Below are 14,958 nucleotides of genomic sequence, written 5' to 3'. Positions count from 1 at the left end.
TCATCAGGAGACAAGACATGACACAAGCCACGAGTTCCGTGCCCCCGACCCGCAACGAGCATCCGTTGCGGTTCTCCGGCTACCAGCAACGCAACCGGCCCGGCCCGGACCTGGAACTGACCAGCAGCAATCCCGGCACGCCGATGGGCGAATACATGCGCCGCCATTGGCAGCCGGTGTGCCTGTCGCAGGAACTGACGGACGTGCCCAAGGCCATCCGCATCATGGGCGAGGACCTGGTGGCGTTTCGCGACAAGAGCGGCGACGTTGGCGTCATGCACCGCCAGTGCGCGCACCGTGGCGCCTCGCTGGAATTCGGCATCATCGCCGAGCATGGCATCCGCTGCTGTTATCACGGGTGGCATTACGGCGTGGATGGCACCTTGCTGGACGCGCCCTGCGAACCCGACGCCACGCGCCTGAAGGAAACGGTGTGTCAGGGCGCCTATCCCGCGTTCGAGCGCGATGGACTGGTCTTTGCCTACATGGGCCCGGGCCAGGCGCCGCCGTTCCCGGAGTTCGATACCTACAGCCTGCCCGCCGACACCCGGCTGGTGCCGTTCTCGAATATCTACCCGTGCAACTGGCTGCAGGTCTACGAGAACATCATGGACCACATGCATACCGCCGTGCTGCACAACCACATGGTGGTCGAGGGCGTGGATGCGGCGACCTCGGCCGGCGTGTCGCTGGAAGGCTTCGGCGACATGCCGGTCATGCAATGGGAAGCCACGCGCGACGGCAATGGCTGCGTGTTCATCGCCTCGCGCCGCCTGCCCGGCGACAAGATCTGGGTGCGCATCACCGAAATGGTGTTCCCCAACTACCTGCAGATCGGCTCGCTGCTGCCGACCGCCGCGCGCGAACGCCATGGCACCGCCGGCTGCACCCGCTGGAGCGTGCCCGTCGACGACGAGAACATGATCATCTTCGGCTACCGCCACTTCAACAGCACCGTCGACCCGGACGGCCTGGGCAACGAAGCCGACTGCGGCGTCGACAAGATCGACTTCCTGGAAGGGCAGACAGGCAACCGCAGCTACGACGAGGGGCAGCGCGCGCCGGGCGACTGGGAGGCCATTGTCAGCCAGGGCCGCATCGCCGCGCATGGCGCCGAGCATCCCGGCGTCTCCGACGTGGGCGTGTACATGTGCCGCAAGCTGCTGCGCAATGCCGTGCAGGACAAGACCGCGCCCTACGCGCTCTACCAGCAATTGCAGGAGCAGGGCCGGACGCTGCCGATCTATGCCCAGGATTCGGTGCTGGACATTCCCGAACTGGCCGACAAGCAGGCCGATCGCAAGCAGCTGGCCGCCGCCGGCAAGCAGGTGCTGGAGATCATGCGGTCGGCCGACGCGCTGCCGGCGGACCAGCGCGATGCGCACGTGCGCGCCCGGCTCGACGGCCTCGACCGCGCGAACCAGGCGGCCACCGCCGGCTGAGGGATGCGGAGAGAGCCATGCTGAAGTTGCGAGTCAGTGCGATCCGGTACGAGGCGCAAGGCATCTACGCCTTCGACCTGGTCGATCCGGACGGCGCGCCGCTGCCCGCCTTCGAGGCCGGCGCGCACCTGGATATCCGTACTCCAGGCGGCGCCAGCCGCCGCTATTCCCTGTGCAATGCGCCGGGCAGCACTGATCGCTATTGCATCGCCGTGCTGCGCGTGCCGGACAGCCGCGGCGGTTCGCGCGCCATGCACGAACAGGTGCGGCCCGGCGACCTGCTGGAGGTGGCGGGCGTGCACAACTACTTCCCGCTGCGGGAGGACGCCGGCCATTGCCTGCTGCTGGCCGGCGGCATCGGCATCACGCCGCTGCTGGCGATGGCCGAACGGCTGCACGCGCTGGGCCGGCCGTACACGCTGCACTACTGCACGCAGTCGCCCGAGCGCACCGCCTTCGCCCGCTATCTGGCCGGTGAGAAGTGGCGCGGCCGCGTCTTCCTGCACCACGATGGCGGCAACCCCGCCAACGGGCTGGATCTCGGCCAGTTGCTGGCGCAGCGGCCAGAAGATGGCCAACTGTATTTCTGCGGCCCGCCCGGCTTCATGCGGGCGGTGCAGGCCGCCTGCGCCCATTGGCCGGCCGAGGCGGTGCATTCGGAGCATTTCGGCGCCGACCTGGCGCCGCCGCCAACGCCGCCGGCGGACGGCCTGCCGGCCAGCCTGACGCTGCGCCGCAGCGACCGGTCGGTGCCGGTGGCGCCGGGGCAGACCATCCTGCAGGCCCTGCGCGGCGCCGGCGTGGCCTGCAATTCATCCTGCGAGGCGGGGCTATGCGGCGAATGCCGGCTGAACTACCTGTCGGGCCTGATCGAACACAACGACTACCTGTTGAGCGACGAAGAACGCGCCGACAGCGTACTGATCTGTTGCGCGCGCGTCCGCGAGGGCGCCGTGGTGCTGGACATCTGAGGGGAAGGGAACGTGGAGACCAGGGAGTTTGACTACATCGTCGTGGGCGCCGGATCGGCCGGATGCGCCGTGGCCGCCAGGCTGGCGCAGGATCGCAGGACGACCGTGCTGCTGCTGGAGGCCGGCCCGCGGGACCGGAACATGTGGATCCACATCCCCATCGGTTATGGCAAGACGATGTTCAACCCGCAGCTGAACTGGCAGTTCGAATCCGAGCCCGAGCCCAATCTGGACAATCGCAAGATCTATATTCCGCGAGGCCGTACCTTGGGCGGCTCCAGTTCGATCAATGGCCTGGTCTATATCCGAGGCCAGAAGGAGGACTTCGAGCGCTGGCGGGCGGCTGGCAATGTCGGCTGGGGCTGGGACGATGTCCTGCCCTATTTCAAGCGCTCCGAGGCCAACGAACGCGGCGCGGACGCATGCCACGGCGGCGACGGCCCGCTGGCGGTCTCGGATATCCGTGGCCGTCATCCGCTGATAGAGGCCATTATCGGTGGCGCCAACGAGCTGGGCGTGCCGCGCACCGATGATTTCAACGGCGCGCGCCAGGAGGGCGCCGGCTACTTCCAGCTGACGACGCGCAATGGCCTGCGCTGTTCGGCCGCCAAGGCCTACCTGAGGTCGGGCATCGCCGGCGCCAATCTGTGCGTCGAGTCCGACGCGCACGCCACCGGCGTGATCCTGGAGGGGCGCCGCGCCGTGGGCGTGTCCTACCTGCGCGGCGGCCGCGCCTGCCAGGCCCGGGCGCGTTGCGAGGTGGTGCTGAGCGCCGGCGCGATCCAGTCACCGCAGCTGCTGATGCTGTCGGGCATCGGCGATGCCGATGCGCTGCGGGCGCTGGGCATCGCGCCGGCGCACCATCTGCCCGAGGTTGGCCACAACCTGCAGGATCACCTGCAATCGCGGCTCATGTACCGCTGCACCCGGCCGATCACCACCAACGACGCCCTGCGCACCTGGTGGGGGACGGCCCGCATCGGCCTGCAGTGGATCCTGCGCCGCGCCGGGCCGGTGGCGGCCGGCATCCAGCTGGGCGGCATGTTCGCGCGCACCAACGACAGCGAGCAGACGCCCAACGTGCAATTTCATTTCGGCACCATCAGCGCCGACATGACTGCAGGCAAGCCGCATGATTTCCCCGGTTTCACCTTGTCGGTCTGCCAGTTGCGTCCGACCAGCCGGGGCCGGCTCGACCTGGCCTCGCCGGACCCGCTGGCCGCGCCACGCGCGCGGTTCAACTACCTGGACACCGAGTTCGACCGCCGCACCATGATCGAGGGAGTGAGAATGGCGCGCCAGCTGGTTCGCACCCGGTCGCTGGCGCCGTACGTCGCCGATGAATACCGGCCGGGGTTCAACGTCGAGTCCGACGATGAAGTGCTGCGTTTCATCCGGGGCTACGCCACCACCATCTTCCACCCGGTGGGCACCTGCCGCATGGGCCCCGACACCGCTTCGGTGGTCGACAACCGGCTGCGGGTCCGCGGCGTCGACCGCCTGCGCGTGGTCGATGCCTCGATCATGCCCCTGCTGCTTTCCGGCAATACCAACGCTGGTAGCATCGTGATCGGCGAGAAAGGCGCCGACATGATTATGGAAGACAGGGAGAAAATCTCATGAGTACCTTGGAACGTCGTCTGGAAGTTTTCGAGACGTTGCACGCACCCGATCCGACCCGCCGGCCCAAGTACCAGCGGCTGGTCGAGGTGCTGATCGACGCGATCCGGCGCGGCATCTGGCAGCCGGGCGACCAGTTGCCGGCCGAGGAGGAACTGGCGCAGCTCACGCCGTTCAGCCTGGGCACGGTGCAACGCGCGCTGCGCGACCTGGTCGAGCAGGGCCTGGTGGTGCGCATGCACGGCCTGGGCAGCTTCATCGCCGAGGCGCCGCGCCGGCTCGAAGATCCCTGGCATTGCCGCTTCCTGGACGACGACGGATCGGTGCTGCCGATCTTCTCGCAGGCCATCCTGCGCACCCCCGTGACCGGCGCGGGCCCCTGGAACCAGTATCTGGGAGGCGACGCCAATGTCATGCGGCTGGACCGCATCATCATCATCAACGACGAGTTCCGCGTCTCCAGCCGGTTCTATGCCGACCGGCAATTGCTCAAGCGCCTGTGGGACATGCCCATGGACAAGCTCAACGGCGCCAACTTCAAGAAGGTGATCATGCAGCAATTCAAGCTGCCGATCACCAACATCACCCATCTGACGAGGCTGGCCGATTTCGATGCCGAATCGTGCGAGCGCATCGGCGTGACGCATCCCTACCGCGGCATCTACATGCAGGCCGTGGCGCGTTCCGGGCGCGGGCAATGTGTGTACTACCAGGAATTCTTCCTGGGCCCGACCACGCGGGATCTGGCGTTCCCGCATTCGAATTTATCAAGCGGCTGACATCAGCCATTCAACCTAGTAGAGCCATGACCGTGAAACCGAAGAACCTGTTGATCATCATGTCCGACGAACACTCGCCCAAGGCCCTGGGCTGCTATGGCAGCGAGATCGTCCAGACCCCGAACCTCGATGCCCTGGCCGCGCGCGGCACGCTGTTCCGCTCGGCCTATTGCGCCAGCCCGGTGTGCATTCCCGCCCGGGCCTCGTTCGCGGTGGGCAAGTACATTCATCAGATCGGCTACTGGGACAACGCCGACGCCTACGATGGCGCGGTGCCCAGCTGGCATCATCGCTTGCGCGAACGCGATCACGACGTGGTTTCCATTGGCAAGCTCCATTTCCGCCAGCCCGGCGAGGACCACGGGTTCTCGGAAGAGATCATTCCCATGCACATCATCGAGGGCAAGGGCGACCTGATGGGGCTGGTCCGCAGCGAACTGCCGGTGCGCAAGGGCGCCTACAAGATGGCCCATTTCGCGGGGCCCGGCGAAAGCTCATACACCTTCTACGACCGTGAGATCACGGCCCGCGCCCAGATCTGGCTGCGCGAGGCGGCCCGGCGCGAATCGGACAAGCCCTGGGTGCTGTTCGTCTCGCTGGTGGCGCCGCATTTCCCCCTGACCGCGCCGCCGGAACACTACTACCGCTACTTCAACCATAACCTGCCGCTGCCCAAGCTGTACGACAGGCGCGAGCGGCCGGACCACCCCTATCTGGTGGACTACCGCAACAGCTTCAACTACGACGACTATTTCGAGGGCGACGCGGTCAAGCGCGCCGTCGCCGGCTACTACGGCCTGTGCTCGTTCCTGGACGAGAACATCGGCAAGATCCTCAACGCGCTGGAAGACGCCGGCCTGGCCGATGACACCCGCGTGATGTACACCTCCGACCATGGCGACAACCTGGGCGCGCGCGGCCTGTGGGGCAAGTCGACCATGTTCGAGGAAACCGCGGGCGTGCCGCTGATCATGGCCGGCGACGACATTCCGCGCGGGCGGGTGGTCGACGTGCCCGTCACGCATATCGACGCCTATCCCACGGTGCTGGACGCCGTCGGCAACACCGAGCCGGCCTTGCGCGAAGGCTATCCCGGCCATTCGCTGTTCGACATCGCCCGTGGCGAGACGCCGCGGCGCAACGTGCTGGTGGAATACCACGGCATGGGCTCGACCACCGGCGCCTTCATGATCCGCCACGGCAAGTACAAGTACATCGAATACGCCGGCTATCCCGCGCAGTTGTTCGACCTGGAAGCCGACCCCGAAGAGCTCCAGGACCTGGCCGCCGACCCGCGCCACGCCGATGCCCTGCAAGCCTGCCGCCAGCAGCTGTACCTGATCTGCGATCCGCAGGCCGTCGACCGTCAGGCCAAGGCGCGCCAGCAGGCGCTGCTGCGCGAGAACGGCGGCCGCGAAGCGGTGATCGCCCGTGGCGATCTCGGCTTCACGCCGGTGCCCGGTTCGGCCTTGGCGTTCGACTGAGGCGGCACGGCGGCCGCGCCTCGCGCGGGCACCACGGCGGGCATCAGGGCTTGTGCGAGGCTTCTTTCAGCCTGAACAGGTCCTGGCCTTATCTTCCTTCGATTCCATTTGGGACAGCATATGCTCTTCGGGCCGATGTTGTGGTTCACCCTGGGCGGCGCGGCCGTCGCGGGCTTCGTACAGGGCTTGTCGGGTTTCGCTTTCAGCATGGTGTCGATGGCGATCTGGGCCTGGGTGCTGGAGCCCAGCCTGGCCGCGGTGTTGACGGTGTTCGGCGCGCTCGTCGGCCAGGTGACCGGCGCCTTATCGGTGCGCCAGGCGTTCCCTTGGAAACTATTGTTGCCGTTCCTGGCGGGCGGGGCGCTGGGCGTGCCGATCGGCCTTGCCTTGCTGCCCCTGCTGGATCCCGCCGTTTTCAAGCTGCTGCTGGGAATCGTGCTGGTCGCCTGGTGTTCGTTCATGCTGCTGTCGCGCCGCAAGATCGAGCTGGACAGCCGTGGTTGCCTGGGAGAGGGCATCGCCGGCCTGTGCGGCGGGATACTGGGCAGCCTGGCGGGCCTCACGGGACTCGCGCCCGCTTTGTGGTGCACCCTGCGCCACTATCCCCGCGACGTGCAGCGCAATCTGATCCAGGGATTCAACCTGCTGATCCTGTCGTTCACGATGACGTGCTATGTCGTGTCGTCGACCGTGTCGGCGGCCATGCTGCCCTGGTTCGGGGCGTTGCTGCCCGTCGTCATGGTGTCGACCTGGCTGGGCGCGCGCCTGTACGCCCGCTTGTGCGACGAAACGTTCCGCCGCGTCGTCCTGATGTTGTTGACGCTATCCGGCGCGGCCTTGCTGGTCTCGTCAGCCCGCGCCTTCCTGTGACGCAGGCCCGTGACGGCCTGACTTGGAGACATCATGCTTCGAACTGCCATTCTCGTTTCCTGTTTTGCGCTTTTCGGCGCGGGCGCCCAGGCCAATCCCTGGCCGCAACGTCCCGTCACTTTGATCGTGCCGTATCCCGCCGGCGGAGGGGTCGATACCGCCGCCCGCATCTATGGTGCCGCCATTTCCAGGATCCTGGGACGGCAGGTCGTCGTGGAAAACCGCGCGGGCGCTTCGGGCGCGATCGGCGCCCAGGCCGTTGTGCGTGCCGAGCCAGACGGCTACACGTTTCTGCTGTCGTCGCCGGCGGAAGTCCTGGTTACCCCCATCGCCGGAAAGCCCTTGCCCTATGATCCGGAAAAGGACTTGACGCCAATCGCGTTCGTGGGCGACACGCCTTTGGGAATCGTGGCGCATCCCGAGCGCGGTCCGAAGTCGCTAGGTGAATTGGTTGCCAGTTCACAAAAGCAAGGTGTCAAATTCAACTATGGCACGCCGGGCAGTGGCAGTACGATGCATTTCGCCGGCGCCGCGATGCAATCGATTGCCGGCGTGAATTGGCAACACGTGCCGTACAAGGGCGCCGCGCCAGCGGTCAACGACGTTCTCGGAGGCCAGATCGACTTCGTCATCACGGGCTTGCCCCCGCTGGTAGCGCACATCAAGACCGGCAAACTGACCCTGCTGGCGGTTACATCCGCGAATCGTTCGCCGCTGTTCGCTGACGTGCCCGCCATCTCGGAGCTGCCGTCGATGGCTGGCTACCAATTCACCAACTGGCTCGGGCTCTTCGGCCCCGCTCAATTGCCTCCCGGGATCGGAAGGAAAATGAGCGCCGCATTCGAAAGCGCGGTCCAGGACGAAGCGGTCCGTCAACGATTGCAGGAAGCCGGCTGGCGTGCCGTCGTGCTGGAGCAGGACGCATTTGTTCAGTTCCTGGCGCAAGAGCGCTCTCGCTACCAAACGGTGCGCGACAAGGCCGGGATGATCAGTGAATGACCGCGCGTGCCCCTTGCGTCGTCACCGATGGCGCGATGGCCATGATTTCCCGTTCCCACAGTTTCTTACCAAGGACCTGCATGAATCCCGATAACCAGCGCCTGCTTGACGAATTGCGTGGCATTGTAGGCACCGCCCATGTCTTGACCGACCCGCAGCATACGCAACGGTTTCGGACAGGGTTCCGCTTCGGCTTCGGATCGGCGATCGCGGTCGCGCGCCCGGGTAGCCTGCTGGAGCAATGGCGCCTGGTCCAGGCTTGCGTGGCGCATGACAAGATCGTGATCATGCAGGCGGCCAATACCGGGTTGACCGGGGGTTCCACCCCGGATGGCAATGACTACGATCGGGAGATCGTGATCATCAGCACGTTGCGCATGAAGAAAATACAGCTGATCCGCGATGGGCGCCAGGTGATCTGCTTTCCCGGCGCAACCTTGGATCAGCTGGAGAAGGCGCTCAAACCGCTGGGACGCGAACCACACTCGGTCATCGGGTCCTCATGCATTGGCGCTTCGGTGTTCGGCGGGATTTGCAATAATTCCGGTGGATCGTTGGTTCAGCGAGGTCCCGCCTTTACCGAAATGGCCGTGTTCGCGCAATTGGGGCAGGACGGCAAGCTATCCCTGGTCAACCACTTGGGCATCTCGTTGGGCGAAACCCCGGAGGAGATCCTGCGGCGTCTGGACGACGGGACCTATCGTCCCGATGACATCCGCGACGGTGGGCGAGGGTCCGACCAGGATTATGCACGGCACGTGCGCGACGTCGACGCGGACTCGCCGGCGCGATTCAACGCGGACCCGAAACGGTTGTACGAGGCTTCAGGGAGCGCCGGAAAACTGATTCTCTTTGCCGTGCGCCTGGACACGTTTCCGGCGGAGACACAGACCGACGTTTTCTATATCGGGACGAACGATCCCTCGGAACTGACGGATATTCGACGATACCTTTTGACGGCCCTGCCGGCATTGCCCATTGCAGGGGAATACATGCACAGGGACGCGTTCGATATCGCCGACGTCTACGGCAAGGACACCTTCCTGGCCATCCGCAGGCTGGGCACCGCAAGGCTTCCGACCTTTTTCGCATTGAAGGCACGCGTGGACAATTTCTGCGCGAGATTCTCGTTCCTTCCCAGGAACATGAGCGACCGGCTATTGCAGTTCTTCAGCGGACGCTGTGGCGATCACCTGCCCGCCCGCCTGCGCGACTTTCGCGCCCGGTATGAGCACTATCTGATGATCAAGGTGTCGAGAAAGTTGAAGGAGCCGCTTCAGGTTTTCCTGGATTCCTATTTCAAGAAGGCCAGCGGCGCGTATTTCCTGTGCACCCCGCAAGAGGGCGCTTCGGCTTTCCTGCTGCGATTCGCGGCGGCGGGGGCCGCCGTCCGCTACCGCGCCATGCATCCGGACGCGGTGCAGGACATCGTCGCGCTCGATATTGCCTTGAAGCGCAATGACCGGGACTGGCTGGAAGTCCTTCCCGCGGAAATGGAGACCGCCATGGTGGCCAAGCTCTATTACGGGCACTTTCTCTGCCATGTCTTCCACCAGGACTACATCGCGAGAAAGGGCGTGGACTGCCTGGAACTGGAACACCGTATGTGGAAGCTGCTGGACGCCCGTGGCGCGCAATATCCCGCCGAACACAACGTTGGACATCTGTATCGCGCCGGCCCGGAGCTCCGAAATTTCTATCGGGCCCTGGATCCGTGCAATCAATTCAATCCGGGGGTCGGACAGCTTTCAAAGCGCAAGAACTGGTTGTGAGGCGCCGAAGTCCCTCACCCTAGTGCTGCACGCGCGCTGGTCGTTGCCGACGGCGCGTCAATCTTCCTTCAACAACGCCAACACGTTCTGCGCCAGCTGGTTGGCCTGGGTCAACGCCACCTTGCTGGCCTGCTGCAGGATCTGCTGGCGGGTCAGGTTGGAGGTCTCCACCGCGTAGTCCGCGTCCTCGATGCGGCTGCGGGCCTGGCTGAGGATGCCGGCGGTGTGGTTGAGGTTGGTGATGACCGAACCCAGGCGGTTCTGCATCGCGCCCAGTTCGCCGCGCAGGCTGTCCACCTGGCCCAGGGCGTTGCTCACCCGCTTCATGGGCGCGACCTTGAGGTTGACGGTGGGCGGCGCGTCTTTCGGCTTGAATGACACCTCGCCGGTGGACGAAATGCTGATGTCGTAGAAATTGCCGTCGCTGCCGCTGACGACGTATTCGCCGTTGGCGTTGCCGCTGGCGTCGGTCAGGTAATGCACCTTGCTGTCCTGGTCGAACAGGGGCCGGCCATCGCGGGCCGTGGGCACCGGCGCGAGGCTCTGGAGAAAGTCGAACAGCCTGATGGGCGTGTCTTTCTTGACGCCGTCGGCGGGGAGCGGGGCGGCGGGAGCCGGGGCCGGCGGCGTGGGCGCCACGGGCGGGGCGACGGGCGGGGTGACCGGCGGCGTGGCGGGGACAGTGATCGTGCCGCCTGGCAGGGAGGCAGTGCCCACCGCGATGGCCGCAACCTCTGCCGCGCTCAGTGTCGTCACGTCCAGCACGGGCAAGGTCGTGACGTCGATATCGAGAACGCCCCCTGTGGCGGCGGGCAGGGGCGTTACCCGGTAATTGACGTTGGCGCCGGGGGTGGGGAAATCATGCACCTGCGCGTTGTAGTAGGTCGCGCCATTGAAGTCATACCGAATCATGAAGGCCTGGAACATCGTGAGTGTCGTGGAGCCTGACCGCATGTTCAAGGTGGCGGTGGTGGTGGTCGGTGGCACGATCGCGGGTGGCGGCGCGACGGCCGGCGGCGGGGCGGTGGGCGCGGGATCGGGTTCGGTGTCGATCACCGTCCTGTCCACCGCGCCGCCCAGGCGCGGATCGTGCACCACGTCGATCCGGTCCAGTTCCAGGGTCTTCGTATCGACCCGCCTGGTATTGATGTCGATGGTGTCGCCGTCGTTGACGCCGATCTGGAGCGGGATGTCGACATCCTGCGCCAGCACATCGAGGTTGTTGAAGCGTGTCTGGTGGGAAATGCGCTCGATTTCAGCCAGGTGCTGGTCGATCTCGGCCTGGATGGCCTGAAGGTCGTCGAGCGAGAGGGTGCCGTTCTGCGACTGGACCGCCAATTCGCGGATGCGTTGCAGGCTGCGGCCCATTTCACCCAGCGCGCCTTCGATGGTCTGCGCCAGCGAAATGCCGTCGTTGGCGTTGCGCGCCGCCTGGTGCTGCCCACGGAGTTGGGCGGTGAAATGGCCGGCGATCGATTCGCCGGCGGCGTCATCCGCGGCGTGGTTGATGCGCAGGCCGGACGACAGGCGTTCCATGGCGACACCCTGCGCGGATTCCGATTTGCCCAGGTTGGTACGCGCCCGTAGTGACAGGGCCTGGTTTCGGATCGAGGGCATGAGGTTCTCCAATGCAAGGTTGCGACAGGGCCATGCCGCGGCTGCAGCGGGCACGGCGTGCATGTTGTTGCGGACGGAATGGCGGGGGGCGATTCGCGCCGTTGTCGTGTCGCCGTGGACGGCGACATGTGCGACGGATCAACGCGATGGCCGAGACGGGGTTGATGATGGCACGCGGCCAGCTTGCGGTGACCCGCCACGGGCCGCCAGGACGCGGGTTGGCTTATCCAATCTGGAATAGATCATTCCGAAAATGCTAAGCCAATCATCCGCCGGTCGTCTCGCTGCGAAGACAAATCCCGGATCGGTCCGACGCGGCGGGCCAGCGGTCAGGACGCGTTGGATTGCGCTTCCGTTGTCAGCCAGCGCTTGATGTCGTCCACGATCTGCCCGGCATCGGCGCGGGCGTAAAGGCTGAACCGACCACCGGTTTCCTGGAACCCGAGGGGCGCGGCCAGCCGGCCCGCGCGGATGTCGGCCTGCGCCAGTTCCCTGGGCGCCATGCCGATGCCCAGGCCGGCCGCCGCGGCTTCGAGCATGTGGCCGAGCTGGTCGAACTGGCGCCTGGGTTGGCGCGTGTCGAGCGTCAGGCCGCGGGCCTGCGCCCAGTGTTCCCAGATGGCGGGGCGCGAGGCGGTGTGCAGCAGGGGCGCGCCCGCCACGTCGGCGGGCTGGCGGATGCGGCGGGCAAGATCGGGCGTGCAGACCGGGCCGATGGCCTCCCGGAACAAGGGCAGCGCCTGGATGGCCGGCGACTGGTGCGCGTCGGCCACGATCAGCACGTCGACCACGCGCCGCTCCAGCAGGCCAATGTCCGTGGCGGTTTGCAGCCGGACCTGGACGTCGGGATGGTCGCGCTCGAAATGCTCCAGCCTGGGGATGATCCAGTTCGACAACAGGCTCGCCGGCGCGCCGATCACCACCTCTGGCGACGCCGATCGGCCTAGCAGTTCGGCCAGGCGTTGTTCCAGCATGTCGAAGGCCGGCAGGCTGGCGCGGTGCAGGTCCTGGCCCGCCGCGGTAAGCCGCACGCCCTCCGAGTGACGGTCGAACAGCTTGCGGCCCAGCCAGGTTTCGAGCTGCCGGATCTGCTGGCTGACCGCGCTGTGCGACACGCCCAATTCCTGCGCCGCCAGCGACAGGTTCAGGTGCCGGGCGGCGCTGTCGAAAAAACGCAGCGAGTTCATCGGGGGCAGGTTACGCATGCTGTCGATATTAGAAAATCTGACATCGGTGCGCAAGAAATCTATGATTTATTCCGCCAATTTCCCTGGATACCATGGTGCCCATGTTTCCGAAGGGCTGAAGCCATGTCTTTTACCTTACATCCAGAGTTTCCCGACGCGTCGGGGCAGTTCGGCGGCTACGGCGGCCGCTACATGCCCGAGACGCTGGCGCCGGCGCTGGACGCGCTTGAACGCACCTATCGCGCCGTCCGGGCGGAACCCGGGTTCTGGGCCGAGTACCGCGCCATGCTGGCGGACTACGTGGGCCGCCCGAGCCCGCTGCTGTATGCCGCGGCGATCAGCGACGAGCTGGGCGGCGCCCGCCTGTTCCTCAAACGCGAAGACCTGAACCACACGGGCGCCCACAAGATCAACAATTGCCTGGGTCAGGCGCTGCTGGCGCGGCGCATGGGCAAGCGCCGCATCATCGCCGAGACCGGCGCGGGGCAGCACGGGGTCGCCACGGCCACGGTGTGCGCGTTGTACGGCCTGGAATGCGTGGTCTACATGGGCGCCGTCGACGTGGCGCGCCAATCCTCCAACGTGGCGCGCATGAAGATGCTGGGCGCCCAGGTGCGTCCGGTGCGGGACGGCAGCGCCACCTTGAAGGACGCGATGAATGCCGCCATCCGCGACTGGATCGCCCATCCGGACGACACCTACTACCTGCTGGGGACCGGCGCCGGCCCCCATCCCTATCCCTGGCTTGTGCGCGAATTGCAGAAGGTGATCGGCGAGGAAACGCGGGCGCAGATCATCGAGAAGACGGGGCGGCTGCCGGACGCGATGGTGGCCTGCGTCGGCGGGGGCTCCAACGCCATCGGCTTTTTCCATCCGTTCCTGAACGATGCCGGCGTGCGGCTGTTCGGGGTCGAGGCGGGCGGACGCGGCACCGAGACCGCCGAGCACGCGGCCAGCATCGGCGAGGGGGCGCCCGGCGTCCTGCATGGCTGCCGCAGCTATTTCCTGCAGGATGCGGATGGCCAGATCCGGAATGCCCACTCGATTTCGGCGGGCCTGGATTATCCGGGCGTTGGCCCCGAACACGCGTTGCTGCACGATACCGGGCGCGTCATCTACGAGTCGATCACCGATGCCGAGGCGGTCGACGCATTCGTCTGGCTGACGCGGCGGCAGGGCATCATCCCCGCGCTGGAAAGCGCGCACGCCCTGGCCTACGCCCGCAAGCTCGCGCCGCGCATGGCGCGCGACCAGACGCTGGTGGTGTGCCTGAGCGGGCGCGGCGACAAGGATATGGATTCGGTGCTGCAATTCACGGGGGAAGCGCGATGAACCGGCTTGAACGAACCTTGGCGGACCTGCGCGCCGCCGGCCGGCCGGGCCTGGCGGCCTACTTCACGGCCGGCGATCCCTGCTACGACGACTGCCTGGCCTTGCTGCGAGCGCTGCCTGCGGCGGGCGCAGACGTGATCGAGTTGGGCATGCCGTTCAGCGACCCGATCGCCGACGGCCCGGTGCTGCAACGGGCCAACGCGCGCGCGCTGAAGGCGGGGCAGACGCTGCGGCGCACCCTCGACCTGGTCGCCGCCTTCCGCGAGGAAGACGCCCACACGCCAGTCGTGCTGATGGGCTACCTGAACCCATTGATGCGCTATGAAGCGGCCAGCTTCATGGCCGACGCGGCCTGGGCCGGCGTCGATGGCCTGATCGTGGTGGATTTGTCGCCCGAGCATGCCGCCGGCATCGAACGGCTGGCGCGGCGGCACGGCATCGCCATCATCAGGATGACCGCGCCAACGACGCCGGACGACCGCCTGGAGCGGGTGCTGGCCGGCGCCGGCGGCTTCGTATACCACGTCATGCTGGCGGGAACCACGGGAGCCGCGCTGCCCGCCGACGAAGTCATCGCCGCTTCGCTGGCGCGGCTCCGGGCGCGAACGCGGCTGCCCATCGCCGCCGGCTTCGGCGTGCGGACGGCCGACCAGGTGCGGGCGGTGGGGCGCCATGCCGATCTCGTCGCCGTCGGCACGCGGCTGGTCGAAGTGCTGGCGTCCTCCGGCGTGCCCGCGGCGCTGGCCGAAGTCCGGTCGCTGGCCGCCGCCGCCAGGGCGGGGCGCTAAACCGCGGCGATCCCGCGCCTGGCTTGCGCGCGGCGCCCTGGCGTTCCTCATTGCGAGCGCCGCGCCCCGCGGTCCGCCGAGGTGGGCAAATCCGTTC

Annotated in this window: 12 protein-coding genes; 10 read left to right on the top strand and 2 right to left on the bottom strand. The window is 66.6% G+C overall.

Going from position 1 to position 14,958, the window contains the following annotated elements:
* The first annotated feature begins 17 nt into the window (after positions 1-17).
* The 8 genes from AT699_RS18065 to dld all read left to right on the top strand — a co-directional run bounded on the left by AT699_RS18065 (position 18) and on the right by dld (position 9,937).
* Positions 18-1,442: a Rieske 2Fe-2S domain-containing protein gene (locus tag AT699_RS18065; protein WP_024069386.1), complete on the top strand. Its 1,425-nt coding sequence runs from the start codon at positions 18-20 to the stop codon at positions 1,440-1,442.
* Between the two features lie 17 nt (positions 1,443-1,459).
* The gene (locus tag AT699_RS18060) at positions 1,460-2,413 is read left to right on the top strand and encodes a PDR/VanB family oxidoreductase (protein WP_006386570.1); all 954 of its coding nucleotides are present in this window, start codon (positions 1,460-1,462) and stop codon (positions 2,411-2,413) included.
* Between the two features lie 12 nt (positions 2,414-2,425).
* On the top strand, positions 2,426-4,036 hold the full coding sequence (locus AT699_RS18055) for a GMC family oxidoreductase (RefSeq protein ID WP_006386569.1): 1,611 nt from the start codon (positions 2,426-2,428) through the stop codon (positions 4,034-4,036).
* The gene (locus tag AT699_RS18050; RefSeq protein ID WP_006386568.1) at positions 4,033-4,812 is read left to right on the top strand and encodes a GntR family transcriptional regulator; all 780 of its coding nucleotides are present in this window, start codon (positions 4,033-4,035) and stop codon (positions 4,810-4,812) included. The genes AT699_RS18055 and AT699_RS18050 overlap by 4 nt, the downstream gene beginning before the upstream one ends.
* Before the next feature lie 26 nt (positions 4,813-4,838).
* A complete protein-coding gene (locus AT699_RS18045) occupies positions 4,839-6,296 on the top strand; it encodes a sulfatase-like hydrolase/transferase (RefSeq protein WP_024069383.1) in 1,458 nt (485 codons plus the stop codon).
* Positions 6,297-6,416: 120 nt separating this feature from the next.
* The gene (locus tag AT699_RS18040) at positions 6,417-7,166 is read left to right on the top strand and encodes a sulfite exporter TauE/SafE family protein (protein WP_024069382.1); all 750 of its coding nucleotides are present in this window, start codon (positions 6,417-6,419) and stop codon (positions 7,164-7,166) included.
* Between the two features lie 33 nt (positions 7,167-7,199).
* Positions 7,200-8,165 (top strand): Bug family tripartite tricarboxylate transporter substrate binding protein, encoded by a 966-nt coding sequence (locus AT699_RS18035; RefSeq protein ID WP_024069381.1) that lies wholly within the window; start codon positions 7,200-7,202, stop codon positions 8,163-8,165.
* A gap of 80 nt (positions 8,166-8,245) precedes the next feature.
* The gene (gene dld / locus AT699_RS18030; RefSeq protein WP_024069380.1) at positions 8,246-9,937 is read left to right on the top strand and encodes a D-lactate dehydrogenase; all 1,692 of its coding nucleotides are present in this window, start codon (positions 8,246-8,248) and stop codon (positions 9,935-9,937) included.
* Between the two features lie 57 nt (positions 9,938-9,994).
* On the opposite strand, the gene AT699_RS32100 is transcribed toward dld, so the two are convergent.
* Positions 9,995-11,554, bottom strand: a complete 1,560-nt coding sequence (locus tag AT699_RS32100; RefSeq protein ID WP_024069379.1) for a flagellin N-terminal helical domain-containing protein — start codon at positions 11,552-11,554, stop codon at positions 9,995-9,997.
* 329 nt (positions 11,555-11,883) lie between these two features.
* Positions 11,884-12,759 (bottom strand): LysR substrate-binding domain-containing protein, encoded by an 876-nt coding sequence (locus tag AT699_RS18020; RefSeq protein WP_054447799.1) that lies wholly within the window; start codon positions 12,757-12,759, stop codon positions 11,884-11,886.
* Positions 12,760-12,864: 105 nt separating this feature from the next.
* Between AT699_RS18020 and trpB the strand changes: the two genes are divergently transcribed.
* Both trpB and trpA read left to right on the top strand, forming a co-directional pair.
* Positions 12,865-14,073 (top strand): tryptophan synthase subunit beta, encoded by a 1,209-nt coding sequence (gene trpB, locus AT699_RS18015; protein WP_024069377.1) that lies wholly within the window; start codon positions 12,865-12,867, stop codon positions 14,071-14,073.
* Positions 14,070-14,861 (top strand): tryptophan synthase subunit alpha, encoded by a 792-nt coding sequence (gene trpA / locus AT699_RS18010; protein ID WP_024069376.1) that lies wholly within the window; start codon positions 14,070-14,072, stop codon positions 14,859-14,861. Before trpB ends, trpA begins: the two co-directional genes overlap by 4 nt.
* Positions 14,862-14,958 lie beyond the last annotated feature (97 nt).

The organism is Achromobacter xylosoxidans, assembly GCF_001457475.1.
Classification (GTDB): Bacteria; Pseudomonadota; Gammaproteobacteria; order Burkholderiales; family Burkholderiaceae_B; genus Achromobacter; species Achromobacter xylosoxidans.
Note: the sequence above shows the minus strand (reverse complement) of the source record. Positions and strands in the feature narration are given on the sequence as shown.

Bases quoted from the DNA above. Each gene is read 5' to 3' on its own strand.
- AT699_RS18020 (WP_054447799.1), bottom strand. From the start codon at position 12,759: ATGCGTAACCTGCCCCCGATGAACTCGCTGCGTTTTTTCGACAGCGCC.
- AT699_RS32100 (WP_024069379.1), bottom strand. From the start codon at position 11,554: ATGCCCTCGATCCGAAACCAGGCCCTGTCACTACGGGCGCGTACCAAC.
- AT699_RS18045 (WP_024069383.1), top strand. From the start codon at position 4,839: ATGACCGTGAAACCGAAGAACCTGTTGATCATCATGTCCGACGAACAC.
- dld (WP_024069380.1), top strand. From the start codon at position 8,246: ATGAATCCCGATAACCAGCGCCTGCTTGACGAATTGCGTGGCATTGTA.
- AT699_RS18040 (WP_024069382.1), top strand. From the start codon at position 6,417: ATGCTCTTCGGGCCGATGTTGTGGTTCACCCTGGGCGGCGCGGCCGTC.
- AT699_RS18060 (WP_006386570.1), top strand. From the start codon at position 1,460: ATGCTGAAGTTGCGAGTCAGTGCGATCCGGTACGAGGCGCAAGGCATC.
- AT699_RS18050 (WP_006386568.1), top strand. From the start codon at position 4,033: ATGAGTACCTTGGAACGTCGTCTGGAAGTTTTCGAGACGTTGCACGCA.
- AT699_RS18065 (WP_024069386.1), top strand. From the start codon at position 18: ATGACACAAGCCACGAGTTCCGTGCCCCCGACCCGCAACGAGCATCCG.
- trpB (WP_024069377.1), top strand. From the start codon at position 12,865: ATGTCTTTTACCTTACATCCAGAGTTTCCCGACGCGTCGGGGCAGTTC.
- trpA (WP_024069376.1), top strand. From the start codon at position 14,070: ATGAACCGGCTTGAACGAACCTTGGCGGACCTGCGCGCCGCCGGCCGG.
- AT699_RS18035 (WP_024069381.1), top strand. From the start codon at position 7,200: ATGCTTCGAACTGCCATTCTCGTTTCCTGTTTTGCGCTTTTCGGCGCG.